The sequence below is a fragment of the Marinobacterium mangrovicola genome (genome assembly GCF_004339595.1).
GTDB classification, from domain to species: domain Bacteria; phylum Pseudomonadota; class Gammaproteobacteria; order Pseudomonadales; family Balneatricaceae; genus Marinobacterium_D; species Marinobacterium_D mangrovicola.
Genome location: NZ_SMFU01000007.1, coordinates 636,571 through 662,641 on the forward strand (window position 1 = coordinate 636,571; position 26,071 = coordinate 662,641).

The following is a 26,071-nucleotide window of genomic DNA, read 5'->3' on the forward strand; positions in this document are numbered from 1 at the left end:
GCGCTGATTGCTGAACGTAGCTCGTAATAAGGAGATGAGCATGACGGATATTCTGATAGGAAAAGGTGAGCAGCCGGTGAAGTTGCTGGCCCAATACGGAAACCGCCATGGCCTCATTGCGGGGGCTACGGGCACCGGTAAAACCGTGTCGTTGATGGTGTTGGCCGAGGGGTTTTCCCGCATGGGAGTCCCGGTTTTCATGGCCGACGTGAAAGGCGATGTATCGGGCCTGGCCAAGGCTGGCGCCAACAACCCGAAGGTCCAGGAGCGAGCCGCGAAGATCGGTATCGAGGGCTTCGTGAATGAAGCCAACCCCGTTCTGTTCTGGGATCTTTATGGTCAGCAAGGACATCCGGTCAGAACGACGGTAAGCGAGATTGGCCCCACGCTGCTCAGTCGTATTCTCGACCTCAGCGATACACAGACCTGTATCATCGAAATTCTGTTCAGAATGGCCGACGATCAGGGGCTGTTACTCCTGGATCTTGATGACTTGCGAGCGCTGCTCGGCTTTATCGCTGACAATCGCAAAGAGATCTCGTCCGAGTATGGCCTGGTCAGCTCTCAATCAGTGGCGGCGATCCAGCGGGCACTGCTGGCCTTCGAGCGCGAGGGCGGCGACGTCTTCCTTGGCGAGCCGGCACTGGAAATCACCGACCTGATGCGCACCGATTTCAATGGTCGAGGCGTAATCAGCGTGCTTGCCGCAAACCAGCTTATTCTGAAGCCGCGTTTGTACTCGACCTTCCTGTTGTGGCTGTTGTCCGAACTGTTTGAAAATCTGCCGGAGGTGGGGGACCTGGATAAACCGAAGCTGGTTTTCTTCTTCGATGAGGCCCATCTGCTGTTTGATGACGCACCTCCTGCATTGCGGCAAAAGGTGGAGCAGGTGGTGCGGATGATTCGCTCCAAAGGGGTTGGTATCTATTTTTGCTCCCAGTCCCCGGATGATCTGCCTGATGAGGTGTTGGGTCAGCTTGGTAACCGTGTCCAGCACGCCTTACGTGCCTATACCCCGCGGGATCAGAAGGCGGTTAAAGCCGCCGCAGAAACCTTTGTCGCCAATCCCGGGCTGGATGTGGCGGACGTCATTTCCCAGCTGGCGGTCGGTGAAGCCCTGGTCTCCACGTTACAGACCGGTGGTGTGCCGATGCCGGTGGAGCGAACGCTGGTATCGCCGCCTCGCTGTTTTATGGGAGCGATCTCTGATGAGGAGCGGACAGCGGTTAGGTCGCGCAGCCCGGTTGGCAGTAAATACGATACCCCGGTTAACCGCGAGTCAGCCTATGAGATCCTGAACCAGCGTGCTTCTCAGCGCGAGACGGAAGAACTGGCTGAAGGGCGCAAGCAGCCACTGGCTAAGGTTGAGGAAAATCCCGAAGAGCGCAGTGCACTGAGTGAAATTCTTTGGGGAACAAAACGCCGTCAGGGGATGGTTGAAACGATGGCCAAACAGACGGCGCGGACTGTTGGCAGCCAACTTGGCCGCAAGATCCTGCGTGGCCTGCTCGGGAGTATTTGGGGTGGGTCGAGCCGCCGGTGATTGGCTGGCGTCGGCAGACCTCTTACCCATCTGCGTCCGAGCCGATATGTCGATTGATTTGTTGCGGCCACTGCTTTTCAGGTTGGCTGATGGTAGATCTCTTTCTGTCTATTCTGAATCGCATTGTGACCGGAGATATCGAAAGCGATAGCGTACGCAGGCTCAACAGGACACTTTGATCTGGGCTAGGGCCAGGGATTTCTGTTTGGTAAGCCGATGAGTTTTGAAGAACTGGTCGCGCTTACAAATAACCAATGCACGGCATAATCGTCGGCACTGGCAGCGATATTTGGTGTAGTATACGCGTCCGAAATAGGGTTATAGCCTATTTCGCCCGTTTAATACCCTGAATTTGGAGTTTTTGATGGCCGATTATCCCGCTTGCCCCAGTTGCGCAGCTGACTATACCTACGAAGATCAGGGGCTGTTTGTCTGCCCGTCCTGCGGTCATGAATGGTCTGCTAATGAGCCGGCGGAAGATGCGGAGGATAAGCTGGTCGTTCGTGATGCCAACGGCAACGAACTGGCCGACGGGGATAACGTTACCCTGATTAAGGATCTGAAGGTGAAGGGCTCATCCTCCACCATCAAGGTGGGTACCAAGGTGAAGATCAACCGCCTGGTCGACGGCGATCACAATATCGATTGCAAGGTCGACGGTATCGGTCCGATGATGCTGAAATCCGAGTTCGTCAAAAAAGCCTGATCAGCTTTTAGTATTGCCGGGGCGTTTTCCGTGCCCCGGCGATCGTGGTGTATTTGTTCCCTTCGCTTTTCCGGTTTTTACCGTAATTTGTTCTTACTCCGGGCCTATTCAGGCAGCCAGGCTGTTAGTTTTGCAGTCAGGCATTATCGGGTCGTGCTGTAGCCCTGTTTGCCGGCTGTTCGTTGTTTCGTTGGCTTTGATCATCGTCGCCTGTTGAGCGTTTCATTCGCGCTCTCACATAGAGGTTATTGGCGATCAGAGCGGACATCACCAGTATTGCACCGATCACTTCTTCCGCACTGAAGCTGCGTCCCTGTACCACACCGATGGTAAATGCGCTTACAGGTACAAAGTTGATAAACAGTACGCCGTTAATCGGCCCCAGCTTTTTGATACCGATATTCCAGAACAGGACCCCCATGATGCCCGCCGGAATCACCAGATAGGCGAGAGACCAGCGTAGCTCGACCAGCGTGTTCCAGTCCGGTATCGACAGCATGCCAGCGGCGGTAAGTCCGAAGCTGATCAGGGCGATGCTGAAGCAGCCAAGACCTGCGGTGATAGCTGTGTAGCGCAGCGGTGACCAGGTATGGAATGACTGGGCACCCAGCGTGTAGGCCACCCAGAACATGGCGCCGACAAAAAAGAGCAGGTCCCAGATGATTTTGCCGCCACCGAAAGCGCGCTCGATATCGCCACCGGTGATGACCAGGAATACACCGGCGAACGCGACGAGGATAGTTCCCAGGGTAAAGGCTCCCGGCTTTAATCCACGCATGACCCAGGTTAGCAGCACGGCGATCATTGGCTGGGTCGCCATGATAACGGCACCGTGTTCCGGCTTGCTGTGCACCAGTCCATTGAAGGCGAGCAGGTTGAAACAAGCGAAGCCCAGGGTGCCAAGAAACAGCAGCTTAAGCAGACGTCCTTCAAAGCTGAAGGCTTTGCGGCCCTCGACACAGAACAGAATCAGCAGAAGCCCCAGGGCCGTGAGTGAAAAGCGGATCAGTGTCATGAAAAAGGGGTCGAGGATATCGAGCATCGGTTTAGCGACGGGAAACATGCCGCCCCAGGACCAAGTGGTGATCAGTAGCAGTAAAACGGCGGGCCAGAGCCTGCTGGAGGTCATCGGTTTTCTCCTAAGGTTACAGGCGTCTAGGTTAACAATTTCTATTTGATTTATAATCTGTCTAAATGAAAAATTATTGTTTCTATATGTTTGTTAATGGTGGGTAATGATCTCTCTTGACGATATGTCAGTTTTTGCCGCGGTGGTCGATCATGCGGGGTTTACTGCGGCGGCCCGGGTGCTGGAGATCTCTACGCCGGTGGTCAGTAAGCGGGTCAGCGCGCTTGAGGCCGAGCTGGGCGCACGTCTGCTCAATCGAACCACCAGGCGTCTCAGCCTGACCGAAGCGGGGCGGGTGTTTTATCAGCACTGCCGGCGAGTGGTGAACGAGGCGAGGGCGGCCGAGGCTTCCGTCGCGCATCTACAGGATGAGCCACGCGGCCTGCTGCGGGTTACCGCTCCAGTTAGTGTAGGATCTACGGAGCTGACGCGGGCGCTGGTTGGGTTTATGCGCAACTATCCCGAAGTCGAGGTGGAGCTGGATCTGTCGGATCGTCGCGTGGATCTTGCGGACGAGGGCTTTGACCTTTCGATCCGTTTGACGCGTGAGCCGCCAGAGCAACTGTCGGCGCGTTTGTTGACCAATACTCAGCGGGTTGTCTGTGCGGCCCCCGAGTATTGGGACAAGTATGGCCGTCCGCGGGAACCCGGGGAGTTGAAAGACCACAGCTGTATTGTCTATTTTCCCAACAACGACTTTAACCTCTGGTATTTCGATGATGGCGCAGGGCTTCAGAGCGTTTCTGTGCAGGGGAGCTTCAAGGCAAATAATGCGACGGCGATGGTTGAGGCGGCGCAGGGCGGTCTCGGTGTTGTCATGCTCTCTTCGGTGCTGGTAGGCCCGGCGATCGCGGCTGGGCGGCTTGAACCGGTGCTCGAAAGTTATAGTTCTCCCTCGGCTGGAATCTACGCGCTCTATCTGCCCAACCGATATTTACCCACCAAGGCACGGGTATTTATCGATTATCTGGTGGATTGGTATCAGGAAGATATGGTGTCGTCCATTTAGGTCGGTCGGGCCCGTCGAGTCAGCGTTTTTCTCGGCAGCATTGCATGGTCAGCCAAGACGCTTCAATGCAGGACGCTTTCAGGCACGCGGCCGAGCGCTAAAGTTTCTAGAATTTAGCCTCAGTTGTATCAGGCCTCTGGCGAAGCTGGAGTCGCGGGAGGATACTCATTAATTGGCGCATGTTTTAGTGCACTCGCCAGGAAAATAGCAGGAGGTCTCATGGCCGGAGGTTGGTCCCGTGATGGCGGGGTTCAGGATCAGATAGACGCCAGTGTCGATGATGCCGTTAGCCTGGCGCGAAGCCGGTTGCCCCAGGGTGAGAGTGCGACGCATTGCGAAGAGTGCGATGCTCCGATTCCGGAAGCGCGCCGGCTGGCGATTCCCGGGGTACAGATCTGCATTAAGTGTCAGAGTGAGCTGGAAGCGAATCAGAAACAGAGCGCCGGTTATAACCGCCGGGGCAGTAAAGACAGCCAGCTGCGCTAAACTCGTTGTCAGACGGTGTTTCGTTCTGAAATCATCCTGTCGCATTAAATTAGTGTTATCTTATGCATGCGATGCTATCTTAGCTGCTCAGTTTCGACTCGCCTTTAACTTCGCTGATATGGGCTTAACCCCCGGTTTTAGCGGCAACAGAGTGAGTCCCTGACCGAGTTGTTCTATCGTACATCTGGTCGGGTTTAATCGATTAATTGAGTAGCGACAATGATTGATCAGGACGAAGCCGTTAACTACAAGACTCTGCTTGAGTCCACCAAAGCCATTCCCTGGAAGATCAACTGGGCCACCAAAGAGTTTGAATATATTGGCCCGCAGATCGAAGCACTGCTGGGCTGGACCCAGGATAGCTGGAAAACCGCCCAGGACTGGATTGATCGCATCCACATTGATGAGCGCGAGCGTACCGCGAACTACTGTATCGACCTGTGTCAGAAAGGGGTGGATCACGAGGCGGACTACCGCGCGCTGACGGCTGATGGCAGCTATGTCTGGGTACGTGACGTGGTGCACGCGATCAGGGAGGAGGGCGAAACCGTTTATCTGGTCGGCTTCATGTTTGACATCTCCGAGCGCAAAAAACTGGAAGACGAACTGCACGCAGCCAACCGTAAACTGGAAGCGCTCTCCTATCAGGACGGGCTCACCGGTGTGGCCAACCGCAGGCTTTATGACCAGACCCTGGACAAGGAGTGGAACCGTGCTCTGCGTCACGGCACCTCGCTTTCGCTAATCGTGATCGATATCGACCATTTCAAGGACTATAACGACCAGTGTGGCCACCTTCAGGGAGACCAGTGCCTGATTCAGGTGGCGAATGTGCTGCGTGAAATCGCCTGCCGCTCCAGCGATTTCTTTGCCCGTTATGGCGGGGAAGAGTTTGTTCTGCTGTTGCCGGAGACCGGTCGCGACGCGGCCCGGGATATTGCTGAGCGATGCCGTCGCGCTGTGATCGATGAAGCAATATCGCACCCGGCCTCTTCGGCGGGTAACCAGGTAACTATCAGTCTGGGCGTGGCCAGCGTGACACCCACGGAGGGGATGGAATCTAGCCAGATGTTCTCCATCGCTGACCGCATGCTGTACCAGGCCAAGCGCAACGGACGTAACCGAATCGCCTGTAGCTGGCCGCAATCCGTTTCCTCCTCGATTGCGTAACTTGTCTGACAGGCTATAAATAAGTCGATAGCGTTTCAGTGTGGAACCTGAAACGCGTTGAGTTGTTCATAGTTAGACAGGCCGGGAAGGATTTCCCGGAGAATCGTTGCTACTGGAGGAACAAGCATGAAGAAGCGGATGATCAGCCCGGTAATAGTACTGATGATGATGTTTGTCGGTGGCGTGGTACTGAGCGGCTGCAACACCATTGAGGGTGCAGGGAAGGACATCGAAAAGGCGGGTCAGAAGATCGAAGACGCGGCTGAAAGACACGACTGACACTCCTGCCTTTATACCGCCACAGCTAACCTTTTATGCCGCCACAGGTACATAGTCACACCGCGCTGGCGGCGGTATCATCTCCTCGGTAATTTATATTAGCAGTTACTTCATTTTCGAATTTTCACGAGAATAGAAGTTCCAGGAATTAGGCGTTGCATGAGGAGTGACCATGCGTAAACGGTTTTCGGGTTCGTTACTGAGAAGTTCTTTGCTGAGTTGTTTGCTGGTGATTGCGGGTAGTGCCTGGCTTTCGGGTTGTTCTACCGTTGAAGGTGCCGGTAAGGATCTGCAGAAGGCCGGTGAGGCCATCAGCGGCGCGGCACGTAACGCCAGTAGTTGACGTCCGGCAGTTGGCTGATAGCGGCCCGCCAGCAACAATGATCAGGGGGTTCTCCCCTGATCCCGTTTATTAACCGATTCCATCGAGCAAATTCTTGTGTCCCATCCGTCTGTTTGCTTATATGGTTTGAATTAAAACTAGTTGAATTAAAACCAATTGGATTCAAATTAATTTATGCAGGATAAACACGCCGGCTTAGCCTCGATGGAAGAGGCTACCCATATTTTTGGTTACCGGCTGGTTTCGCTTGCCCGTCGCTGGCGCCGTTTTGTTGATATGCGTCTGGCCGAGGCGGGTCTCACCGATGCGACCTGGGTGCCGCTGATGCATCTCTATCGCAATGGCGATGGCATCAGCCAGAAAGAGCTGGCTAGCCGCGCAGGACTGGATAAGTCGACGTTGGTGCGGTTACTCGACCTGCTGGTTGAAAAATCTCTACTGGAGAGAAGAGTCGATACGGAGGATCGCAGGGCGCGGCTGATCTATCTGACCGATGCCGGCCGTCGTCAGGTGGACGAGATCAATACGCTGGTGGTAGCGACGGAATGCGAGGCACTGGGCGGCCTGGATGAAAGCACAGTACTGCAGATGCTTAACTATTTTGAATCTATTGAAACGCGCCTTGACCTGGCCCTGGAGAACCCGCAGCAGTGATGACTCTGACTGAATCCCTTTCCCGTCTCGGATTCGATACCGGACGGCTGGCGTTTGTGTTGCGCACGGCCATTGCGGTGGCGCTGTCGGTGCTGATCGCTTGGGCCGTGGGGTTGGATCATCCGCACTGGGCGGGAATGGCGGTATGGGCCGCATCACTGCCGGTAAGAGGTCAGCTGGTGGCTAAGAGCCTGGCACGGCTTGGCGGGACTATTCTGGGTGCCATTGTGGGGGTGGCCATCGTCTGGTTTTGTAAAGAGAGCATCATTCTGCTGGCGCTCGCTTTGTCGTTGTGGGTGTCCGCCTGCGTGCTGGTCGGGCATGTCGTGCGCTCTTTCCTGACCTATGGCGCCATTCTGGCCGGTTACTCTGCATCCTTGGTGGCGCTGGTCGACATCCCGCACCACGATCAGATTATTGCCCTTGGTTTTGATCGCATGGCAACAGCACTGATCGGGGTGGTATTGGCCATAGGCGTGAGCTGGTTCTTTGCCGCCCGTTCGGCAGCACAGGACGATATGGCGCAGATTGTAGATTTCTCAGCCGGCGTGATGCGTCATGTACGCGCCGTGCTGCGTGGTGATTCGGAAGCATTGCTGGAGAAACGCCACTCGCTGATTTCGCGTATGGCGGCACTTGATGCCGCACTGGAGATGCGCGGAGTCGATACCGGCTTGTCCCGAGAGAAATTACGCCAATGTCGACGGGTGTTGCCGGAGCTGCTCTCGGTGCTGCTCTGGCGCCGTCAGGGCATGGAAAAAGTGCTGGGTGAGCCGATTCAGCAGGCGCTGGATGAGTTGATCTCTACGCTGGAGAAACGCCAGCCGAGTGCTGATATTCCGCGCCAGTTCGATGAGCTTCTGGCAGCGATAAAGCCCGTGCCGGAACTCGCCCGTCTACATACGTTTATGTTGGCTCTGCATAAGGAGCTGACGCCGCTGATGCGGGACGAGGGAGACGACACCCTGTCACCGCAATTGGTGTTGCACCGTGACTGGATCGGCGCGCGCCAGGCCAGTATCCGTGCCTTTACCCTGATGATGTCTGTGGGCTTTATCTGGGCCTGGAGTGGTGAGTCTTACGGTGCTTATATGCTGCTGGGCGTATCGGTGATGTCGACGGTTTTCTCAACCTTCGATAGCCCGGCGCGCGTTATGCGATGGGTCTTTGTCGGGCAGTTGATGGGCGCCATCGCAGCGCTGGTGTGCCACTGGGTGGTCTGGCCCTATGCGACCTCAGAGCTTCAGCAGGTCTTGATGATGTGGCCATTTATCGGCCTGGGTGTTCTGGTGATGTCTCACCGTCGCCTTGGTGGCGCCGGCTTCGATTACAACATGGTGTTCCTGTTGCTGTCGGCACCGGGGCTCCCGCTGCAGGGCAGCCTGGAAAACTCCGTCATTCTCAGCCTGGCGGTAGTGGTAGCACCACTCATTGCCTGGGCGGGTTATCTGCTGATCTATCCGGTCAATGCGGGCCGGCGTATCGAAGATCTCAAGCGACAGATGCTCGGCGAACTGCAAAACCTGGCCGCATCGCAGGAGTCTCCGTCCACTCGGAAACTGTGGCGGGCGCGAACCTTTCATCGTCTTTTCCATCTGGTGCGCTGGTCGGACATGCTGGGTAACCAGCGTTTTCGTGCGGCAGAGTGGGGTACGCTGCTGCTGAGGCTGGAGATGGCTACCCTGGCTCTTCATACGCTGCGCAACGAAGCTCAGCTAGCAGCTACGGATGAGCGCGCGGTGGATTATGCGCTGAGCTGCTTTGACCAGTTACAGGAGTCTCCTGGCGAGCTGAAACTGGCGCTGGAGGATGTGTTACTGCGCATTGGTAGCAGCATTCAAGCCCCGATGCGGGAGCCGCTGCAGCTGGCCGCCGAAGCGCTTTCCGAGCAACCGGCATTTTTCAAAGGCGCCGTTAAGAACGGCTAAAGCCCGGATCCACAAAGCGTCCCTGATAAGTCGCGTGTTGCTGTTGGCAGACGCGAGGGATCAGCTCGCCGAGATATTGCGGGAATAGCTGGATGTCACTCAGCTGATCGATCGGCATCCAGACCACATCGACCTGGTGCTTGTCCGGCGCCGGGCCGTTGTGTGGTCGATAACCTATCGGCAGTTCACAGCAAAACAGGAATTCAACCACGTGACGCCAGCGAACCGGTTCGGTATCGCGTCGTTTGATAAAGTCGTTCACGGACACCAGGTTGCCCGTCGTCACGCGGCAGCCGATCTCTTCTTCACATTCCCGCAGTAGCGTATCCAGCAGCGATTCGCCAGCGTCCTGGCCGCCACCGGGGAGTGCGTATCGAACGCCGCCGGTTTCATAACCATCTTTCTTCAGTAGCAGTACCTGGTTGTCTCGCACGATCAGGCCCCGCACCGCGTTACGTATCTGAGGCTCTATTTCGCTCATGCTGAACCGCCGTTCTCTTGCCGCTATACCGTTAACAATGTCACAGGGCGGAGCAGTGTTCAAAGTCGGGCTAAGAGGTATGGATGGTCTTGCGGAGTAGAACCCGCTGAATTAACGCTGCCAGAACGGCTTGGCCGCCTCGCTGAGCGCATCGCTGCGGCTGACGCCAATGTCCTTGAGCATCTCTGGAGGCAGCTGTGCCAACTGGCGTCTCTGTCTTGAGCGGGCATGCCAGCTTTTTATTGTCCGCAGCAAATAGTTAAGGTGACTCGCACGACCAGTGTGCGGCTTTTGAACTGCCTGTAACCGAAACGCCTGTACCTGAGTATTCATCTTGAATCTCCTCTGTTGACTTGGCGTCAGATTAGAAAGCGGGTTCATTGCGATCCAATCGTTTAATCGGAAGGGGGGCTTCAGGAATTGTGATGAGCCTAGAGGGTGGGCTTGTGTTTTAATTCAGTTAAAGCAGGGGAGCCAGGTCATGGAGCTTTATCATCTAAAAACCTTCGTCAAAGTAGCCCAGGCGGGGAATCTGACACGCGCATCTGAGGCGCTGTTTACCAGTCAGCCTGCGATCAGCGCGCAGATCAAGGCGCTGGAGGAGGAGACCGGTGTTCAGCTGTTTTCGCGGACACCCAAGGGAATGTTGCTGACTCCGGCCGGAGAGCGTCTTTATCAGCAGGCAGAACGCACGCTGCGTGAAGCTGAGCAGTTTATGCAGCAGGCGATTCAACTCAGTGATGAGCTGGTTGGCGAGCTGCGTATCGGCATCCATACCGATTTCGAGTTTATGCGTGTCGGAGAGCTGTTCCGGCTGCTTTCATCGCGGCACCCGCAGCTGGTTGCCCATTTTCTGCAGACCAGTAGCGCCAAAGCCTTGAAGGAGCTACGCCAGCGTGAGTTGGATGCGAGTTTTATATTCGGCCCCTGCGATTCTGCCGATATACAGGTGACCGAACTCTGCCAGGTACCGATGAGCATCCTCGCGCCCTATGCCTGGGCGGATCGCATTAGGGGTAAAAGTCTGGATGACCTGGCTAGCTTGCCCTGGGTATACACGACTCCAAATTGTCCATTTTACAAATTGTTTGATGGTCTTTTTTCAGGCAGGAAACGACCGCCCACAGAGATTATCTGGTGCGATACCGAGGATGCTATTCGCGCCCTGATCCGCTCTGGGGTCGGCATGTCGGTGGTCAGGGAGGACGATGCAGCGGAGGCCGAAGAGCAGGGCTACGGAATATGTTGGCCTGGTGAGGTGCCGGAGATCGCCCTGAACCTGGTGATGCTGAAACAGCGAAGTGAAGAGGTGGCTTTGCAGGCGCTGGCCACAGGGGTGCATTCACTTTGGTTGCATGAAGCAGATCATGAGGTACGCAGCAACCCGGGAGAGTTGCCTGCGTAGGAAACGGAAGCGGTTGCTAGATAAAGAAAGCTAGGAGCAGGACTGCTCTTTTTAAGTGTCTAGCCGGTTACCTTCTGTGGTGATCCGGCTATATCAAGCACCGGCGCATCAATGACAACACGCACAGTATCCTCGGATGCCAGACCCTGGTTGCCGGGCAGCTCAAAGATAAAACCGCATTTGTCATCTGGGTGATTTAAAGCCTTTTGCACGTCGGATCGCGGTAAATCTGCAGTGGTACGCGCTATTTCTTCATTGTTCACAAGCAGCACAACCTGCAAAGGTTCGGGGCTTTTTTGGTTTATCGCCCAGCCTGATATGTGATGCATACTGACGTGGTCCAAGTGACCTTGATACAGGTTGGTTTTATGGTGAAGACCATTTATGCGCGCATTACGTTTGTTCATGCTGAATAGCTCATAGTCACTGTTGCCTTTGTCGATAAAGCTCAGTGCAGAAGCGCGGCGACTTTCATCCAGCGTGATACCACCAAATTCACCTAAGGCGTCGATAAACTTGTCTGGGTTAGACATAATTTTTTCATAGGACGCGGTCATGGTCGGAAGCTTGGAGCTTCGAATGAAGTCAAGGATCTGCTCATATGTATCAAATGTATTGTACATATGTTGGATAGGGTCATTGCCCAGAACGTATGCTTTGCGCATAGCGATCGACGCAGTATCTTTGACAACGAAAATCAGCCGAGGATTACGGAAGCGTTTATAGTTACGGGTAATAAAAGAGAGTGCTTCCGGGTGTTTGAATCCCCAAATATCAAACCGATCAGAGTAATCGTCGATTGTTTTCTGTACGGTCTTGGGTTTGGATTCCAGTATTTCCTTTATTAGTTTTTGGTCTTCGTAGCTTGGTGTGCTCATGAGATCGCCCATGAAAATATCCATTTCGTGAAGCAGCCCCGCGACCAAAGACGTGCCACCGCGCCCAACGCCCATCACCAAAAGCGTTGAAGTTGAATCAGGCGCCTGATAGTTGCTGTAAAAAATTCCACTGTTTTTAGTAGTGAAAGTGCCAGAAGGGGATTCGTTTAACGACGTGTAGTCGGGCCCTGGTATCAGCCTTTGCATCAGGGTAGAACGGCGAAAAGTGCGGTTAAGCTTATTGAATACACTAATCATAAACGTGAATACCCTAACTGAATTTTTTGTTGGCAGGTTAAATTTAAGCAAGAGCGCTAAAGCCCGGAAGGTATGCTAAGGCGTCTGCTGGGCTCATGAGGTGGAGCGTAACATATTAGATTTGAAAAGGTTATCTGGACCTGTCTGATCATGCGTCCATGCCCAGCGGTGGTTTGTCAGTAGGGTGCCGGAAATAGTGTGGTCAATTTTCGCCATTTTCTGCTAAAACTGGTGGAGCCTATCGAAAAACTTCGTTTCATGTATGTGCTTTGTTTGAACTGGTTTGCAGTACCAAGAATCAAATTCGGCTACTAAACTCGCCTTCAGTCAGTGGATGCTACACGGATGTCAACTAAACGCCCTGTTTACCCGCCTTTCTCTCCCCTGAATGAACTGAACGTTATCACTGACTTCTTCAGCCCTGAAGAGAGCCAGAAACTTTATACCCAGTTGCTCGAAGAAAACGCCTGGCCGGATAACCATTATCAGGTAGATGGGCGAATATTCGAATTGCCCCGGCAGCAGACCTGGCACGCCGATCCCGGTATCCGTTACAGCTACAGCAACAACCTGCTGCAGACCCGCCCCTGGACGCCGCTACTGCAGTCGCTCCGTCAGCGGGTTGAGCGTGCGGCCGGCGCCCGCTTTAACTCTGTGCTGGTCAATCTTTATCGTACAGGCGATGACTGCGTGGGCTGGCATGCTGATGACGAACCGGAGCTTGGTCAGGCGCCGTTGATCGCATCGCTCACTCTGGGCGCCAGTCGCACCTTTGCCTGGCAGCATCGCGACAGTCGCGAAGAGGGATGCATGATGTTGCATAGCGGCACGCTGCTGTTGATGCGGCCCGGCTTTCAGCATCACTGGTTTCACTGCATTCCGCGTGACCCGGATATCCGCGAGGGGCGTATCAACCTGACCTTCCGTAAAGTGATCCCGCAGGAATAAAACCTCTTATGTATCCGCTGGAGGCTCGGCGTCGGCGGCGTTAAGCAGCAGTAACCCGATCTCTTTGGTGATTCCCCTAACTCCTTGTTTCACTGTCTATTCGCACGATTTGCAGTATCATGGGGGCTCTTTTCGCTGTTCTTTTGCCCTGAGGCTGCTGAGCCGGACCTGGATCCCTCGCGCCATGAGCGGGCGTCGATGCGTTCGTTTGAGCGCTGCACTTTAGTCAGCCCCTTTTTAGCAACGCCTTATATTCAGTAAAGCTGTTGTTTGGGCGAACGCCAGTCTCTTTCATGGGATGTTTGATCTCTGTTGCGTTCTGCAGTGCGCCGCATCTGTGCTCTGCAAGGCTGGCGATTCACAACTAACGGATTTTTTCAGGCATGCAGCATCAGCCTGCTGCTCTGTAAGGAGACAACGCGTGACCCTCTCCAACCATGTGAAGGCGGATATTCTTCTGCTGATCACTACTTTTCTGGCGGGTGCTGGCTGGATCATGTCCAAGGAGGCGCTGGCCGGATTTGCGCCGCTGCTGTTCATCTCCATGCGGTTTGCCCTGGCGGGGCTGATCCTTTTGCCGATCAACGCCAGGGCACTGGCGCGGCTGAGCTCGCAGCAATGGAAGGGGTGCTTGCTGGTAGGGCTGTTCTTCGGTTGTGGCATGGTGTTCTGGGTGCTGGGCCTGAAGATCGCCACCCATATCGGTGTGGGCGCATTCCTGGCCAGTCTTGGCGTAGTGCTGGTGCCACTGCTGGGGGTTCTGTTTGGTGATCGACCCGGCCGCTACGTCTATTACTCGCTACCCTGCGTGGTGGCGGGGCTGGCCTGCCTGTCCCTGGACAGCACGTTCAGCATTGGTCTTGGCGAGCTGTGTTTCCTCGGCGCTGCGTTTTTTCTTGCGCTGATGTTCATCATGAACAGCAAGGCCTCCAGCAAAACTCCGGTAGGGCCGCTGACCACCGTTCAGTTGCTGGTGACAGGCGCCATCACACTGCTGGTATCGGCGATTTTCGAAACCTGGTACCTGCCGCAAACCGGCGCTGTCTGGGGGTGGTTTGTCGCCAGCGTATTGATCGGAACGATCCTGCGTTTTTCGATCCAGACCCGGGGCCAAAGTATGGCTCCTATCAGTCATGCAGCGATTATCATGACGCTGGAACCTGTTTGGGCGGCGTTGATGGCGGCGTTCTGGTTGGGCGATAGCATGAGTGCCATGCAGATAGCGGGCTGCGGACTGATCTTTCTGGCGATGCTGGTAAACCGCTGGCCGGCGATTAGAGCCTGGTTTGGGATCAAAGGTGCAGCCTGAGCGGTCCTGCGCGGACAAGGTCAGAAAGGGGCAATCAATGGGATTCTGCCCGGGCCTGAAGGGGAGGAAGGGCCCGGGCAGAAGATGAGGAGACTATCGGCGGATCGCCAGTATTGCAGTGGCAGATCGCCGGGGTAGTGATAGCCTCCTCAGGCAGCGGCTGCCAACTCTTCGTTAGCAGCACTCACTACCGCGACATCCGTGTTATCAGCCACCAGGTGTAGCGCATGTTTGCGGTTCTGACGGCGTTTGGTCAGGGTCAGACCCAGTACCGAAACGGCCAGTGCCAGGGTAATGCTGTTGGAAATGATGATCGGTGAGCTCTGCAGCACAACGCCATATCCAAGCCAAAGGGCAACACCCAGGGTAAAAATCGAATACATCTGCAGAGAGATGCCATCAACATTACCTGTACGCAGGATCTGTACAACCTGCGGAATAAAAGCACTGGTAGTGCAGAAAGCGGCAATCATGCCTACGACGGTGATCGGTTCCATCGGCCAACCTCGGACGGCTTAAGCGGTTAAATTAAAAAATAGAGTGCCCGGTAGCGCCGTAGAAGCGTTACTGGGAATAATCGTTTTTAGCCAAGGGCTTAGATGCAAAAGTGGGCTTTAAGGCAGGAAACCGGGCCCGGCAGACCGGAAGGTTGCTGCCTGATGTGTTGTTTTGTTGGCGGCGATTCTATGGATGGAGTTTTCTCTGATCAATAGAGAAAATGTAAAAAATATAAATAAATTAATTCACCTGAGCCGGATGCTTGTTTGAGGTTTTATATTCAAATAGCGTTTCTATCTATTTAACTATTAGGGGTGCGATCCTTTATTATCTGTATGCACTCTATTTAATGGATAGAATGGTTGGTAGCTGTATAAATAACAATCAGTTAGCGCTCGGTCGGTTGTTGTTTCCCAGGCTGTTTACTTTAGCAACCCTAAGTAAATGCCAAACACTTTGTTAGCCTTTCTGGCCACTCTGGGTGCGAATCAGTGGATGAAAAGCTGAGGGTCGATTTTTGCAAAACTGGCTAAAATTTATGCAACGATGCGGCTGGTAGCTGTCGGTATAGAAAGCTCAGAGCGAGTCTAGGCTAAAAGGTTGGTAAAAAATCCCCTCTCCAGGAGGAGAGGGGTAGGCAAAGTGCAAACAACTCCAACGGCCGGAGCTGCAAGATGGGATGCGATAGGTGAAGAGAGACACCTGTCGCGTCCTGATCCCTCAGGACAACTTAAATATAGCGCTTATGCTGCAATGCACAATACTGCTAGTGCTTTTTTTAAAACAATTTAGTTATAAAAAAACCCCATCTTGCTGCATCGCAGCAAGATGGGGTTTTATTAGAAAGCGTGCAAGTTAGTCTTCGATATTGATCTGCTGGCTATAACGGAAGTGGTGTGCCGGATAAGTACCGATGATCCGTACCGACTTGGCAAAGAAGTGCAGCTCCTGCAGCGCGTATTGCATCGATTTGTCATGTGGGTGGGCTTCCACATCCAGGTGGAAGCTGGATACCTGCATGGTGTCAGACGCCATGTAGCTCTCCAGCTTAACCATGTTGATACCGTTGGTGGCGAAGCCGCCCAGTGCCTTATAGAGCGCCGCCGGCAGGTTGCGAACGGTGAACATGATGGTGGTCAGGAAGTGTTCGCTGCTGTCCAGCTCCGGTACGTGGCCATCCTTGGTCAGAATCATGAAACGGGTGGTGTTGCCGTTTTTGTCCTGGAAGTTCTCCTGCAGTATCTCAAGCCCGTATAGCTCCGCCGCGAGACTGGAAGCGATTACCGCATGCCCCGGCTGACGTGTTTCGGCCAGTTCCGCCGCTGAGCCCGCCGTATCCAGCGCGGCGATCGGCGTCAGGCCTAGCGCTTTCAGGTTGCCATCGCACTGCGCCAGCGCCTGGGGATGGGAGGATACGGTCTTCAGATCCTCGATTCGGCTACCCGGCAGGCCCAGCAGGCAGTGGTTCACCGGTTCGAAATGCTCGCCGATAATATGCAGCTGGGTTTTCGGCATCAGCCGGTAGATCTCTTCTACTCGGCCTGCGGTAGAGTTTTCCAGCGGAATCATGGCGAGCTTGGCTTCACCGTTATCGACCATAAACATCGCATCGACAAAGCTCTCACAGGCATGCGCCTGCATCTGCGGAAAGACGCGAGTGCAGGAGAGGTGAGAGTACGCGCCGGGGTATCCCTGATAGGCGATGATGTCGTTCGAGTCGCTCATGGTCTGTGTTTATTCCTGTAAACGTAACGGGTGGGCGGCGATTATCGCACGTCCCGGCGGGTCGCAAAACACGAAGTGGCCTCGCACGGCGGATTGGCGGTAACATCTGCGCAGAATTAGAGGAATACAGATGACACCGGAAAGAGAGCAGCGATTACTTCAGGTGCTGAGACGGCGCCAGCCGGACCTGACTTTGATCGCCGATAAAGTACATAAGCCTCGCAACATGGCTGCCTTGGTACGTAATTGCGATGCCGTCGGGATCCCGAAAATGCATGTGGTTAAACCGGACCACGAATATCGCCGCTATCGGGGAACCTCTCGTGGCAGTGACCGTTGGGTTGAATCCGTGGTTCACTCCACCCTTAGTGAAGCGGTCGATGCGGTGCGTGACCAGGGGATGAAAATCTACGCCGCACACCTTTCCGACAGCGCCGTGGATTTTCATGAGGTGGATTACACCGTCCCCTGCGCCATCCTGATGGGGGCGGAAAAGGCTGGGATCAGCGAAGAGGCGGCACAGGCGGCGGATCTGCATATCACCGTACCGATGATGGGTATGGTGGAGTCGCTGAACGTCTCCACCGCTGCTGGAATTATCCTGATAGAGGCCCAGCGGCAGCGCAAGCTGGCAGGACTCTACGAACTGGACCGCATGCCGGCGGAGGTGATTGCCCGGCATATGTTTGAGTCCCGCTACCAGAAGATCGCCACTTACTGCCTGACCGCCGGTCTGCCGTACCCGGAGTACGACGAGATGGGCGAGCTGCTAGACCCCGAGGCCTGTAAGGCGTTACTGGCGCAGAGAGCCTGATTCGCCGAGCTAAACGCAAACTTTTCGGAGGCTGTGCCTTGCTGTCGTTTCGCCCGTTGCTAGTGATGGCGGTGTATTTGCTCTGCGTGATGGCGCTGACGCTGGTTGCCGGCTCGTACAGCCGTAACTGGGCGCTGGAAAGCCTGCACGAAGAGGCCGCCGACCGTTTGCTGGGCAACGTGACCCAGTTGCGTACCGCCCTGGATCAGTATCGTTACCTGCCTTTTGTCCTGACCCAAAGCCGCGAAGTGCGTACCTTGTTACGTCACCCCGATGCGGATGTGGGCGGTCCTGTCGATCGATATCTGGAGCAGATCAACCTGGTGGCCGGCTCCAGTGCTCTGCTGGTGCTGGATCTCAACGGCAGGCCACAGGCGTCGAGTAACTGGCGCGACCAGCAGGAGCTCCTGGCCACTTCACAATTCGACAAACAATACTTTCAGCAGGCCTCTTCGGGGCATGAAGGGCGAGAGTTTGTGCAGGAGGGGACCCCGCCGCGAGCGGCGCTGTACCTGTCCGCGCCGATCTACGACCAGCAGGATCTGATCGGGGTGGCGGCCATGCGGCTTGAGCTGGATAAACTCCATGAGCAGCTGCCGATCGATTACCCCTTCCTGATCGCCGGTGAAGATGGCGAGCAACTGTTCAGCATGAATATGCCGGCCAGGCTACCCGAGACCAATTCTGAGGTGCTCAGGGATGGCACCCAGGTCAGGTTGTTGACCCTGGATCACACCCCGTATCTGGTGCATAGCGTGCTGCTGGATGATCTGAACTGGAAGGTCAGCGTGCTGGTGGATGCCCGCAACGTCGGCCAGCAGCAGAGTATTTTTGCAGGCAGTATCGCTGGTACGGGCTTCGCTCTGGGTCTACTGATCCTTTATATCCGCGAGAAACGCCAGAAGCGCGCGCTGCAACGTGAACAGGCCGAAGAAAGAGCGCTCAACCAGGAGCGTCAGCGAGATATGATCAGCACCGCACAGGTTGGACTGATCAATATCGATAGCCAGGGGATCATCCATTTTATCAACCCAATGGCGACCCAGCTGTTTGGGGTGACCGCCGACTCCATGCGTCATCGCGCATTCAGTACGCTGATTCTTGATGATGACACCGGCAGGCTGCTCAGGGAAACGCTTGGCAGCCTGGGGCGCGATCACTTCGAACCGCTCACCAACGCCGAAACCCTGGGGCGGCGTGGCGACGGCAGCCTGTTTCCGATGATGGTCTCTGTGCGTGGCATGGCACATCACCCCGAGCTGGGCTATCTGGTGACGGTGATCGATATCAGCCGGCGCAAACGCCTTGAGCAGGCGTTACGTGAAGCCAACGAGTCGTTGGAGCATAAGGTGGTGGAACGCACCCGGGCGTTGGAGGAAACCCAGGCGGAGCTGGTGCAGGCGGGCAAGTTGGCGGCGCTCGGACGGATGTCGGCGCAGGTGGTGCATGAACTTAACCAGCCATTGACCGCGATCCGCACCTATCTGGCGATTGGCCGACGTCAGCTGGAAAATCCGCAGCTGCAGGCGGATAACTACCGCCAGCTTGAAAGCCTGATTGACCGTATGGCCCTGATCACCGGGCAGCTGAAAACCTTCGCCTACAAAAAGCCGGAAACGCTGGCGCCGGTGCCGGTAGAACAGTCGATCGATCAGGTGCTGGGCCTGTTTCGGGGGCGTTTTACAGAGATGAATCTGCAGCTCTGTTACGATCCTCCGGGCCCGGAGGTGCAGCTTGCCGGTGATCAGGCACGCTTTGAGCAGGTGCTGATCAACCTGGTAAAAAACGCCTGTGATGCGATGCAGAATGAACAGGCGCCCCACCGGCTCACGTTGTTGGTCAGCGCAGAAGGGGAGGAGGTCTCCCTGCGGGTTGAAGATAATGGCCCCGGTATTGCTGCGGAACATCGCGAGCAGCTGTTTGAGCCGTTCTTTACCACCAAGGAGGTGGGTACAGGACTCGGGCTGGGCCTGGCGATCGTGCATTCCATCGTCAGGGATCTGGGTGGCAGTATCAAAGTGAGTCAGGGCGCTGAAGGCGGGGCCTGCTTCGAAGTGATCTTTAAGCGCTACGCCTGAAAATTATTAACTAAGCCTAACTAATCAAGCCAAAGGGGCTATATGAAAGCGGAATTACCAGCCGATGCGGTTATTCAGTGTCGTTGTGTCATGCTCGTGGATGACGAGGCGATGGTGCGCGAATCCACGGCGCAGTGGCTTACAATGTGCGGCTTTCATGTGGTTTCCTTCGCCTCGGCCAAAGAGGCACTTAAGGCGCTGACGCCGGCCTGGCCTGGAGTCTTGCTGACTGACGTACGGATGCCGGAGATGGACGGCATGGCGCTTATGCAGGAGGCGCGAAAGAAGGCGGAAGGTTTGCCGGTGATTCTGCTCACCGCTCACGGTGATGTGGATATGGCGATCGGCGCCATGCATGACGGCGCCTACGACTTTATCGAAAAACCCTATGTGCCGGACCGTCTGGCGGAAACCATCCAGCGCGCCTGCGAGAAACGCCGCCTGACGGTGGAAAACCTGCGTCTGCAGCAGGATCTTGCCACCCGCTCCGGCCTGGATGCCAAGCTGATCGGTATCTCACCGGCGATTACCCGGGTGCGTGACGAGATTATGACCCTGGGTCAGCTTGATACCAATGTGATCATCTATGGCGAAACCGGCACCGGCAAAGAGTTGGTGGCCCAGTGTCTGCACAGTTTCAGTAATCGGGCCGACAAGCCCTTTGTGCCGCTCAACTGTGGCGCCATTCCGGAAAATCTGATCGAAAGTGAGCTGTTCGGTCACGAGGCCGGTGCCTTTACAGGCGCCAATAAACGCCGCATCGGCAAGTTCGAATACGCCAGCGGCGGCACCCTGTTTCTCGATGAGATCGAAAGCATGCCGCACAGCCTGCAGGTGAAAGTGCTGCGTGCGTTGCAGGAGGGGGTGGTGGAGCGACTCGGCTCAAATCAGCCGATCCCGGTGGACCTGCGCGTTGTTGCAGCTTCCAAGGTGGATCTGCGCGATGAAGATGGCTTTCGTGAGGATCTGTTTTACCGGCTCTGCGTCTCTGAGCTGCACCTGACCCCGTTGCGGGATCGGCTCGACGATGTGCCGCTGCTCTTCGCCCACTATGTGGCGCTGGCGGCCACTGATCATCAGCGTGAAGCGCGACCGCTCAGCGATCACGATATCGATGCGCTCCAGTCCTACGCCTGGCCCGGCAACGTGCGTGAACTGAAGAACGTGGCGATCCGCTTTGCCCTGGATCGTCGCGCTACTGTGGCTGAACTCCTGTCTCGTGGGCAGCCGCCGTTGGCGACGGTGCGAATCAACCAGCGCGGTCTGCCGCTGGCGGTCCAGGTGGCTGAATTTGAAGCTCAGGCGATCCGCAAGAGCCTCACGACCCATGGCGGCAATATCAAGGCCGTAATGGAGGAGCTCGACCTTCCGCGGCGTACGCTGAACCAGAAAATGCAGCGTTACGGTATCAGCCGTAGCGAGTTCGTCACCGAAGCGGAATAAGCGGAAAATTGCCTAGAGGTGCGAAAATCATAGGCGAAATTTTGCTTATGTGTTTGTTGGTCTGAAAGTGTCTTTGATAAATATCTTTATAAAACATGCAGATATGTTTTATTTGAAAGTCTGGCGCGGTCCTTGCTTTATCTAGTGGGATTGAGATCAGACGGCGGGCTTACCCCAAACAAGTTCCTGTCCGTCGTTTGCCAATAACCAAAACAAAAGGATGCAGGCATGAAGATCAACAAGCGCAATTTCATCAAAGGCATGGGACTGGCTCTGGCAGTAGGCGTTGCCACCGGCACCAGTGGACTGGCTCAGGCTGCTGAAGAAAATCGCTCTTACATTCTCGCCACCGCTTCAACCGGCGGTACCTTCTACCCCGTAGGTGTTGCCCTGGCTACCCTGGCCAAGGTCAAGCTGGAGCCGACCACCGGTCTGGCACTGTCCGCGATCAACTCCGCAGGTTCTGGCGAGAACGTCAAAATGATGCGCGAAAACGAAGCACAGTTCGCCATCCTGCAGGGCCTCTATGGCGCCTGGGCATGGGAAGGCGAAGGCCAGCTGAAAGATGCCGGCAAGCAGGAATACCTGCGCTCTGTTTCCATGCTGTGGCAGAACGTTGAGCAGTTCGTGGTTCGTTCCGACTACGCGGAAACCGGCACCATTTCCGACCTGGCCGGTTTCACCGACCGCAAATTCTCCATCGGTAAGAAAAACTCCGGTACCGAAGGTTCTGGTCGTGAAATCCTGGGCAACCTGGGCATCGATCCGGATAGCTTCAACCTGGCCTACATGGGCTACGGTCCTTCTGCCGACGCCATGCAGAACGGCACCATTGACGGTATGAATATTCCGTCAGGCGTTCCGACCTCTGCGATCACCCGTGCTTATGCTGCCATGGGTTCCGACATCCAGGTGCTGAACTTCACCGACGAGCAGATGAAGGAAGCCAACGGCAAATACGACCTCTGGACTCGCTTTACCATCCCAGAGAACACCTACCCGGGTCAGACCCAGGAGATCAACACCATCGCCCAGCCTAACTTCCTCGCTGTGCGTGATGATGTCTCCGAAGAAGATGTTTATCAGCTGACCAAAACCATCTACGAAAACCTCACCTTCCTGAATGGTATCCACGCCGCCACTAAGGCGATGGCACTGGAAAAAGCGATTGCCGGCCTGCCGACACCGCTGCACCCGGGCGCTGCGCGTTACTATCGTGAAGTGGGCGTAGAGATCCCTGATCGTCTGATCGCTGACTGAACCCCGGCAGCATCCTGAAGTACGCTCCCGTCCCGCCCTCTGCGCGGGGCGGGAGTCGTGGTCGTTCTTATAAAAAGTTACTAGAGGTCGTCTCATGACAGCTACCGATGATCAGCAGACGGAGGAGCGCCTGAAGAGCCTGGAATTGGCTCAGCGTGACGAGAATTCGCTGGTCGGCCGCTTCATTTACTGGGCGGGCGTTGTGTTTGCGCTGGCGCACATCTACTTCAACACCCTGGGTACCATGTCCGAGCTGTGGGTTTCTGCGATCCACTTTGCCGGCTTTGCCCTGATCACCGCGCTGATGGTGCCAATGTGCACGCCGAAGAGTGCAGCGTCCGGTAAGCTGGTGCTGGCGATCGATCTGGCCATAGGTTTTGTCGCCGTCGCCACTACGATCTACCTGATGCTTTTCGAGGACGCCCTCTATGACAGGGGAGTTCACTTCATCACCTCCGACTGGGTGGTGGCGATTATCGCCATCGCGATCGGTCTGGAGATGACCCGACGTACTACTGGCTGGTTTATCCCGTCGATGATCCTGGTGGCACTGACCTACGTGTTCTGGTGGGGCCAGTATGTGCCCGGCATGTTCCAGTTCCCGGGTCTGTCGCTGGAAACGGTGCTGTTCCGCAGCTACTTCTCTTCTGAGGGTATGTTCGGCGCAATCGCTCAGATTTCATGGACTTACGTGTTCATGTTCATTCTGTTTGGCGCCTTCCTGGTTAAATCCGGTGCTGGTGACTTCATCATCGAGCTGTCTCGCTGTGTGGCGGGTCGCATGATCGGCGGTCCGGGCCTGGTAGCTGTTTTCGGTTCTGGCCTGATGGGCTCGGTGTCCGGCTCCTCTGTTGCCAACACCGTATCCACCGGTGTGATCACCATCCCGATGATGCGCAAGGCCGGGTTCCCGGCACGCTTTTCCGCGGGTGTTGAGGCTGCGGCTTCTACCGGTGGGCAGCTGATGCCGCCGGTAATGGGGGCGGGTGCCTTTATCATGGCGTCTTACACTCAGATCCCTTACGTCACTATTATTGCCATCGCTGCACTGCCGGCGCTGCTGTACTTCCTCTCTGTAGCGTTTTACGTGCGGGTCGAGGCCAAGCGCAGCCATACCGAAGCGGTGGAGCTTGAAGCTCGTCCGCTGGGTGAGGTGTTTAAAGAGGGATGGCACTGCCTGCTGCCGCTGGTGGTTCTGGTGGCTCTGTTGATCTACGGCTTTACCCCGACCTACGCCGCCGGTATCTCCATTATCTCGGTAGTAGTCGCTTCCTGGCTGTCGCCGCGCAAGATGGGCGTTCGCGATGTACTGGACGCGCTGGCGCAGGGCTCCAAGAACATGGCGACCACCGCCATGCTGCTGATCGCCGTGGGTATCGTGGTGAACGTGGTCGCCATGACCGGTATCGGTAACACCTTCTCACTGATGGTGACCGACTGGGCGGGTGGCAGCTTGCTGATCACCATCGTACTGGTGGCGCTGGCATCCCTGGTGCTGGGTATGGGCCTGCCGGTAACCGCGGCTTACATCGTACTGGCAACCCTGTCAGCACCTGCGCTGTACAACCTGATGGCTGAGCGTGAGCTGATCGACATGATCGCCTCCGGTCAGTTGCCGGAAGCGGCGCGCACCATCTTTATGCTGATTGACCCGAACGCCATGGCGGCGCTGGCGCAGCCGATGTCGACGGCGGATGCTGCGGCCCTGGTGGCCCAGGTACCGGCTGACTTCAAGAGCCAGCTGATGCAGCAGGCGCTGGATCCGACCATGCTGTCGATGCTGCTGCTGTCTGCGCATATGATCATCTTCTGGCTGTCGCAGGACTCCAACGTGACCCCGCCGGTCTGTCTGACTGCCTTCGCTGCCGCGGCTATTGCCCGCACACCGCCGATGGCGACAGGCTTCACCGCCTGGAAGATCTCCAAGGGTCTTTACGTGGTGCCGCTGCTGTTTGCCTACACGCCGTTTATTGGCGGCAGTTGGGAAGAGGTGCTGACTATCTTCCTGTTTGGCATCCTTGGCATGTATGCGTTCGTTGGCTTTATGGAAGGCTACCTGGAAGGCAAGCTGAACATTCTGCTGCGCCTGATCAGCGGTGCTTGCGCCCTGGGACTGCTCTGGCCCCACGGCAACCTGGTCTATGACCTGATTGCTGCGGCTGTCTTTATCGGTCTGTTTATCTACAGCCGTCGTTTCCATACACCGATGCCGAAAGCCGCTACGGCCTGAGGCTCACTGAGGTGTTGATGCTGGGTCGGGGATTACCCCGATCCAGCAGTATCTTTTTCTGGGACAGTGTTTTCTTAAGCTCAACAGAAAAATTTCTGGTTTAGGTGTCCTTTAACCGATACTCTTCCTGTCGCGTTCGTGATGACACGAACGGCGTCGCTCGGACGGTTCCGGGCGCTTACGTTTACAAGCGAGAGTAATCATGACCGATGACAACGGTGTGCAGCAGGTACGCCATTTTTCCCGTATTGATCGTCTTCCCCCATACGTATTTAACATCACCTCTGAGCTGAAGATGGCCGCGCGTCGTCGCGGTGAAGACATCATCGACTTCAGCATGGGCAATCCAGACGGCGCGACGCCACCCCATATTGTCGAAAAGCTCTGCTCCGTCGCCCAGCGTGATAACACTCACGGCTATTCCACGTCACGCGGTATCCCGCGTCTGCGGCGGGCGATCTCCAACTGGTACCGCGATCGTTACGAGGTCGATATCGACCCCGAAGATGAAGCGATCGTTACCATAGGCTCCAAAGAGGGTCTGGCGCACCTGATGCTGGCCACCGTCGATCACGGTGATACGGTGCTGGTGCCCAACCCGAGCTATCCGATCCATATCTACGGTGCCGTTATCGCCGGCGCCCAGGTGCGCTCAATACCTTTGATACCCGGCGTGGATTTCTTCGTTGAGCTGGAGAGGGCGATCCGGGAGACCATTCCCAAGCCGAAGATGGTGATTTTGGGCTTCCCCTCCAACCCTACGGCCCAGTGTGTGGAACTGGAGTTCTTCGAGCGTGTTGTCGCCCTGGCCAAGCAGTACGGCATTATCGTGGTCCACGATCTGGCCTATGCCGATATCGTTTACGATGGCTGGAAAGCGCCGTCGATCATGCAGGTGCCGGGTGCCAAGGATGTGGCGGTGGAGTTCTTCACCCTCTCCAAGAGCTACAACATGGCGGGCTGGCGTATCGGCTTTATGGTCGGTAACAAGGAACTCGTACACGCCCTGGCGCGGATCAAGAGTTACCACGATTACGGCACCTTCACGCCGCTGCAGGTAGCCGCCATTGCGGCCCTGGAAGGGGATCAGCAGTGCGTACGCGATATCGCCGAGCAGTATCGCCGGCGCCGCAACACCCTGGCCAAGGGGCTGCATGAAGCGGGATGGATGGTCGATATTCCCAAGGCCTCCATGTATATCTGGGCAAAAATCCCTGAGCCCTATCGTGCTATGGGTTCGCTGGAGTTCTCCAAAAAGCTGCTGGCGGATGCCAAGGTGTGCGTATCGCCGGGGATTGGCTTTGGTGATTACGGTGACGATTACGTGCGTTTCGCGCTGATCGAAAACCGTGACCGTATTCGTCAGGCGGTGCGCGGCATCAAGTCGATGTTCCGCAAGGATGGATTAATCGACGTACCTTCCGACAAGCGTTAAACCGCAGATCGCGGCGGAGGCGTTTTTCGCAGCAGCGATGCCTCGCCGCGGTTTTATGCAGC

General features: G+C 55.9%; 24 protein-coding genes. 18 read left to right on the forward strand and 6 right to left on the reverse strand.

From position 1 onward, the window contains the following. Nucleotides 1-40 precede the first annotated feature (40 nt). Entirely contained in the window at nucleotides 41-1,543 is a 1,503-nt protein-coding gene (locus CLV83_RS03880) for a helicase HerA-like domain-containing protein (RefSeq protein WP_132287765.1), read from the forward strand. Between the two features lie 364 nt (nucleotides 1,544-1,907). Next, the gene (locus CLV83_RS03885) at nucleotides 1,908-2,249 is read left to right on the forward strand and encodes a zinc ribbon domain-containing protein YjdM (RefSeq protein WP_132287768.1); all 342 of its coding nucleotides are present in this window, start codon (nucleotides 1,908-1,910) and stop codon (nucleotides 2,247-2,249) included. 136 nt (nucleotides 2,250-2,385) lie between these two features. Here CLV83_RS03885 and CLV83_RS03890 read toward each other — a convergent pair whose 3' ends face one another. Next, the gene (locus CLV83_RS03890) at nucleotides 2,386-3,378 is read right to left on the reverse strand and encodes a DMT family transporter (protein ID WP_132287771.1); all 993 of its coding nucleotides are present in this window, start codon (nucleotides 3,376-3,378) and stop codon (nucleotides 2,386-2,388) included. A gap of 106 nt (nucleotides 3,379-3,484) precedes the next feature. Here CLV83_RS03890 and CLV83_RS03895 point away from each other — a divergent pair, with 106 nt between their 5' ends. The 7 genes from CLV83_RS03895 (at nucleotide 3,485) to CLV83_RS03925 (ending at nucleotide 9,247) form a co-directional block, all read left to right on the forward strand. After that, the gene (locus CLV83_RS03895) at nucleotides 3,485-4,387 is read left to right on the forward strand and encodes a LysR family transcriptional regulator (RefSeq protein WP_132287774.1); all 903 of its coding nucleotides are present in this window, start codon (nucleotides 3,485-3,487) and stop codon (nucleotides 4,385-4,387) included. Nucleotides 4,388-4,606: 219 nt separating this feature from the next. Further along, nucleotides 4,607-4,873: a DksA/TraR family C4-type zinc finger protein gene (locus CLV83_RS03900; RefSeq protein ID WP_132287777.1), complete on the forward strand. Its 267-nt coding sequence runs from the start codon at nucleotides 4,607-4,609 to the stop codon at nucleotides 4,871-4,873. 219 nt (nucleotides 4,874-5,092) lie between these two features. Further along, the gene (locus tag CLV83_RS03905) at nucleotides 5,093-6,043 is read left to right on the forward strand and encodes a sensor domain-containing diguanylate cyclase (protein ID WP_132287780.1); all 951 of its coding nucleotides are present in this window, start codon (nucleotides 5,093-5,095) and stop codon (nucleotides 6,041-6,043) included. A 126-nt stretch (nucleotides 6,044-6,169) separates the two neighbouring features. After that, complete coding sequence (locus CLV83_RS03910) at nucleotides 6,170-6,322, forward strand: entericidin A/B family lipoprotein (protein ID WP_132287783.1); 153 nt, start codon at nucleotides 6,170-6,172, stop codon at nucleotides 6,320-6,322. 172 nt (nucleotides 6,323-6,494) lie between these two features. Further along, nucleotides 6,495-6,665 (forward strand): entericidin A/B family lipoprotein, encoded by a 171-nt coding sequence (locus CLV83_RS03915; protein WP_132287786.1) that lies wholly within the window; start codon nucleotides 6,495-6,497, stop codon nucleotides 6,663-6,665. 174 nt (nucleotides 6,666-6,839) lie between these two features. Then, the gene (locus CLV83_RS03920) at nucleotides 6,840-7,319 is read left to right on the forward strand and encodes a MarR family winged helix-turn-helix transcriptional regulator (RefSeq protein WP_207894720.1); all 480 of its coding nucleotides are present in this window, start codon (nucleotides 6,840-6,842) and stop codon (nucleotides 7,317-7,319) included. Then, nucleotides 7,319-9,247: an FUSC family protein gene (locus CLV83_RS03925; RefSeq protein ID WP_243642328.1), complete on the forward strand. Its 1,929-nt coding sequence runs from the start codon at nucleotides 7,319-7,321 to the stop codon at nucleotides 9,245-9,247. Before CLV83_RS03920 ends, CLV83_RS03925 begins: the two co-directional genes overlap by 1 nt. Here the strand turns inward: CLV83_RS03925 and CLV83_RS03930 are convergent. Further along, on the reverse strand, nucleotides 9,234-9,728 hold the full coding sequence (locus CLV83_RS03930) for an NUDIX domain-containing protein (RefSeq protein WP_132287792.1): 495 nt from the start codon (nucleotides 9,726-9,728) through the stop codon (nucleotides 9,234-9,236). The two genes, CLV83_RS03925 and CLV83_RS03930, sit on opposite strands and share 14 nt — an antisense overlap. Before the next feature lie 111 nt (nucleotides 9,729-9,839). Next, nucleotides 9,840-10,061: a DUF1127 domain-containing protein gene (locus CLV83_RS03935; protein WP_132287795.1), complete on the reverse strand. Its 222-nt coding sequence runs from the start codon at nucleotides 10,059-10,061 to the stop codon at nucleotides 9,840-9,842. A 148-nt stretch (nucleotides 10,062-10,209) separates the two neighbouring features. On the opposite strand from CLV83_RS03935, the gene CLV83_RS03940 reads away from it, so the two are divergent. Beyond that, nucleotides 10,210-11,133 carry a LysR family transcriptional regulator gene (locus tag CLV83_RS03940; protein ID WP_132287798.1) on the forward strand — a complete coding sequence of 308 codons (924 nt, stop codon included), beginning with the start codon at nucleotides 10,210-10,212 and terminating at the stop codon, nucleotides 11,131-11,133. A gap of 59 nt (nucleotides 11,134-11,192) precedes the next feature. On the opposite strand, the gene CLV83_RS03945 is transcribed toward CLV83_RS03940, so the two are convergent. Beyond that, complete coding sequence (locus tag CLV83_RS03945) at nucleotides 11,193-12,269, reverse strand: hypothetical protein (RefSeq protein WP_132287801.1); 1,077 nt, start codon at nucleotides 12,267-12,269, stop codon at nucleotides 11,193-11,195. Between the two features lie 345 nt (nucleotides 12,270-12,614). On the opposite strand from CLV83_RS03945, the gene CLV83_RS03950 reads away from it, so the two are divergent. Both CLV83_RS03950 and CLV83_RS03955 read left to right on the forward strand, forming a co-directional pair. Then, nucleotides 12,615-13,217 (forward strand): alpha-ketoglutarate-dependent dioxygenase AlkB family protein, encoded by a 603-nt coding sequence (locus tag CLV83_RS03950; protein WP_132287804.1) that lies wholly within the window; start codon nucleotides 12,615-12,617, stop codon nucleotides 13,215-13,217. Nucleotides 13,218-13,638: 421 nt separating this feature from the next. Beyond that, complete coding sequence (locus CLV83_RS03955; RefSeq protein ID WP_235009063.1) at nucleotides 13,639-14,526, forward strand: DMT family transporter; 888 nt, start codon at nucleotides 13,639-13,641, stop codon at nucleotides 14,524-14,526. 149 nt (nucleotides 14,527-14,675) lie between these two features. Here the strand turns inward: CLV83_RS03955 and CLV83_RS03960 are convergent, their stop codons facing one another. Together CLV83_RS03960 and CLV83_RS03965 are read right to left on the reverse strand one after the other, a co-directional pair. Next, nucleotides 14,676-15,023 (reverse strand): SemiSWEET family sugar transporter, encoded by a 348-nt coding sequence (locus CLV83_RS03960; protein WP_132287810.1) that lies wholly within the window; start codon nucleotides 15,021-15,023, stop codon nucleotides 14,676-14,678. Between the two features lie 856 nt (nucleotides 15,024-15,879). Beyond that, a complete protein-coding gene (locus CLV83_RS03965; protein ID WP_132287813.1) occupies nucleotides 15,880-16,749 on the reverse strand; it encodes a prephenate dehydratase in 870 nt (289 codons plus the stop codon). Between the two features lie 130 nt (nucleotides 16,750-16,879). On the opposite strand from CLV83_RS03965, the gene trmH reads away from it, so the two are divergent. The 6 genes from trmH (at nucleotide 16,880) to alaC (ending at nucleotide 26,009) form a co-directional block, all read left to right on the forward strand. Beyond that, on the forward strand, nucleotides 16,880-17,563 hold the full coding sequence (gene trmH / locus CLV83_RS03970; protein WP_132287816.1) for a tRNA (guanosine(18)-2'-O)-methyltransferase TrmH: 684 nt from the start codon (nucleotides 16,880-16,882) through the stop codon (nucleotides 17,561-17,563). Nucleotides 17,564-17,601: 38 nt separating this feature from the next. Further along, on the forward strand, nucleotides 17,602-19,641 hold the full coding sequence (locus tag CLV83_RS03975; protein WP_132287819.1) for an ATP-binding protein: 2,040 nt from the start codon (nucleotides 17,602-17,604) through the stop codon (nucleotides 19,639-19,641). Nucleotides 19,642-19,683: 42 nt separating this feature from the next. After that, entirely contained in the window at nucleotides 19,684-21,084 is a 1,401-nt protein-coding gene (locus CLV83_RS03980) for a sigma-54-dependent transcriptional regulator (protein WP_132287822.1), read from the forward strand. Between the two features lie 228 nt (nucleotides 21,085-21,312). Then, nucleotides 21,313-22,344, forward strand: a complete 1,032-nt coding sequence (locus CLV83_RS03985) for a TAXI family TRAP transporter solute-binding subunit (protein ID WP_132287825.1) — start codon at nucleotides 21,313-21,315, stop codon at nucleotides 22,342-22,344. A gap of 94 nt (nucleotides 22,345-22,438) precedes the next feature. After that, the gene (locus tag CLV83_RS03990) at nucleotides 22,439-24,574 is read left to right on the forward strand and encodes a TRAP transporter permease (protein WP_132287828.1); all 2,136 of its coding nucleotides are present in this window, start codon (nucleotides 22,439-22,441) and stop codon (nucleotides 24,572-24,574) included. Between the two features lie 202 nt (nucleotides 24,575-24,776). Next, nucleotides 24,777-26,009, forward strand: a complete 1,233-nt coding sequence (gene alaC / locus CLV83_RS03995) for an alanine transaminase (protein WP_132287831.1) — start codon at nucleotides 24,777-24,779, stop codon at nucleotides 26,007-26,009. Nucleotides 26,010-26,071: the final 62 nt, after the last annotated feature.

Coding starts and splice junctions, on each gene's coding strand:
- CLV83_RS03880 (WP_132287765.1), top strand. CDS start 41: ATGACGGATATTCTGATAGGAAAAGGTGAGCAGCCGGTGAAGTTGCTG.
- CLV83_RS03885 (WP_132287768.1), top strand. CDS start 1,908: ATGGCCGATTATCCCGCTTGCCCCAGTTGCGCAGCTGACTATACCTAC.
- CLV83_RS03890 (WP_132287771.1), bottom strand. CDS start 3,378: ATGACCTCCAGCAGGCTCTGGCCCGCCGTTTTACTGCTACTGATCACC.
- CLV83_RS03895 (WP_132287774.1), top strand. CDS start 3,485: ATGATCTCTCTTGACGATATGTCAGTTTTTGCCGCGGTGGTCGATCAT.
- CLV83_RS03900 (WP_132287777.1), top strand. CDS start 4,607: ATGGCCGGAGGTTGGTCCCGTGATGGCGGGGTTCAGGATCAGATAGAC.
- CLV83_RS03905 (WP_132287780.1), top strand. CDS start 5,093: ATGATTGATCAGGACGAAGCCGTTAACTACAAGACTCTGCTTGAGTCC.
- CLV83_RS03910 (WP_132287783.1), top strand. CDS start 6,170: ATGAAGAAGCGGATGATCAGCCCGGTAATAGTACTGATGATGATGTTT.
- CLV83_RS03915 (WP_132287786.1), top strand. CDS start 6,495: ATGCGTAAACGGTTTTCGGGTTCGTTACTGAGAAGTTCTTTGCTGAGT.
- CLV83_RS03920 (WP_207894720.1), top strand. CDS start 6,840: ATGCAGGATAAACACGCCGGCTTAGCCTCGATGGAAGAGGCTACCCAT.
- CLV83_RS03925 (WP_243642328.1), top strand. CDS start 7,319: ATGACTCTGACTGAATCCCTTTCCCGTCTCGGATTCGATACCGGACGG.
- CLV83_RS03930 (WP_132287792.1), bottom strand. CDS start 9,728: ATGAGCGAAATAGAGCCTCAGATACGTAACGCGGTGCGGGGCCTGATC.
- CLV83_RS03935 (WP_132287795.1), bottom strand. CDS start 10,061: ATGAATACTCAGGTACAGGCGTTTCGGTTACAGGCAGTTCAAAAGCCG.
- CLV83_RS03940 (WP_132287798.1), top strand. CDS start 10,210: ATGGAGCTTTATCATCTAAAAACCTTCGTCAAAGTAGCCCAGGCGGGG.
- CLV83_RS03945 (WP_132287801.1), bottom strand. CDS start 12,269: ATGATTAGTGTATTCAATAAGCTTAACCGCACTTTTCGCCGTTCTACC.
- CLV83_RS03950 (WP_132287804.1), top strand. CDS start 12,615: ATGTCAACTAAACGCCCTGTTTACCCGCCTTTCTCTCCCCTGAATGAA.
- CLV83_RS03960 (WP_132287810.1), bottom strand. CDS start 15,023: ATGGAACCGATCACCGTCGTAGGCATGATTGCCGCTTTCTGCACTACC.
- CLV83_RS03965 (WP_132287813.1), bottom strand. CDS start 16,749: ATGAGCGACTCGAACGACATCATCGCCTATCAGGGATACCCCGGCGCG.
- trmH (WP_132287816.1), top strand. CDS start 16,880: ATGACACCGGAAAGAGAGCAGCGATTACTTCAGGTGCTGAGACGGCGC.
- CLV83_RS03980 (WP_132287822.1), top strand. CDS start 19,684: ATGAAAGCGGAATTACCAGCCGATGCGGTTATTCAGTGTCGTTGTGTC.
- CLV83_RS03985 (WP_132287825.1), top strand. CDS start 21,313: ATGAAGATCAACAAGCGCAATTTCATCAAAGGCATGGGACTGGCTCTG.
- CLV83_RS03990 (WP_132287828.1), top strand. CDS start 22,439: ATGACAGCTACCGATGATCAGCAGACGGAGGAGCGCCTGAAGAGCCTG.
- alaC (WP_132287831.1), top strand. CDS start 24,777: ATGACCGATGACAACGGTGTGCAGCAGGTACGCCATTTTTCCCGTATT.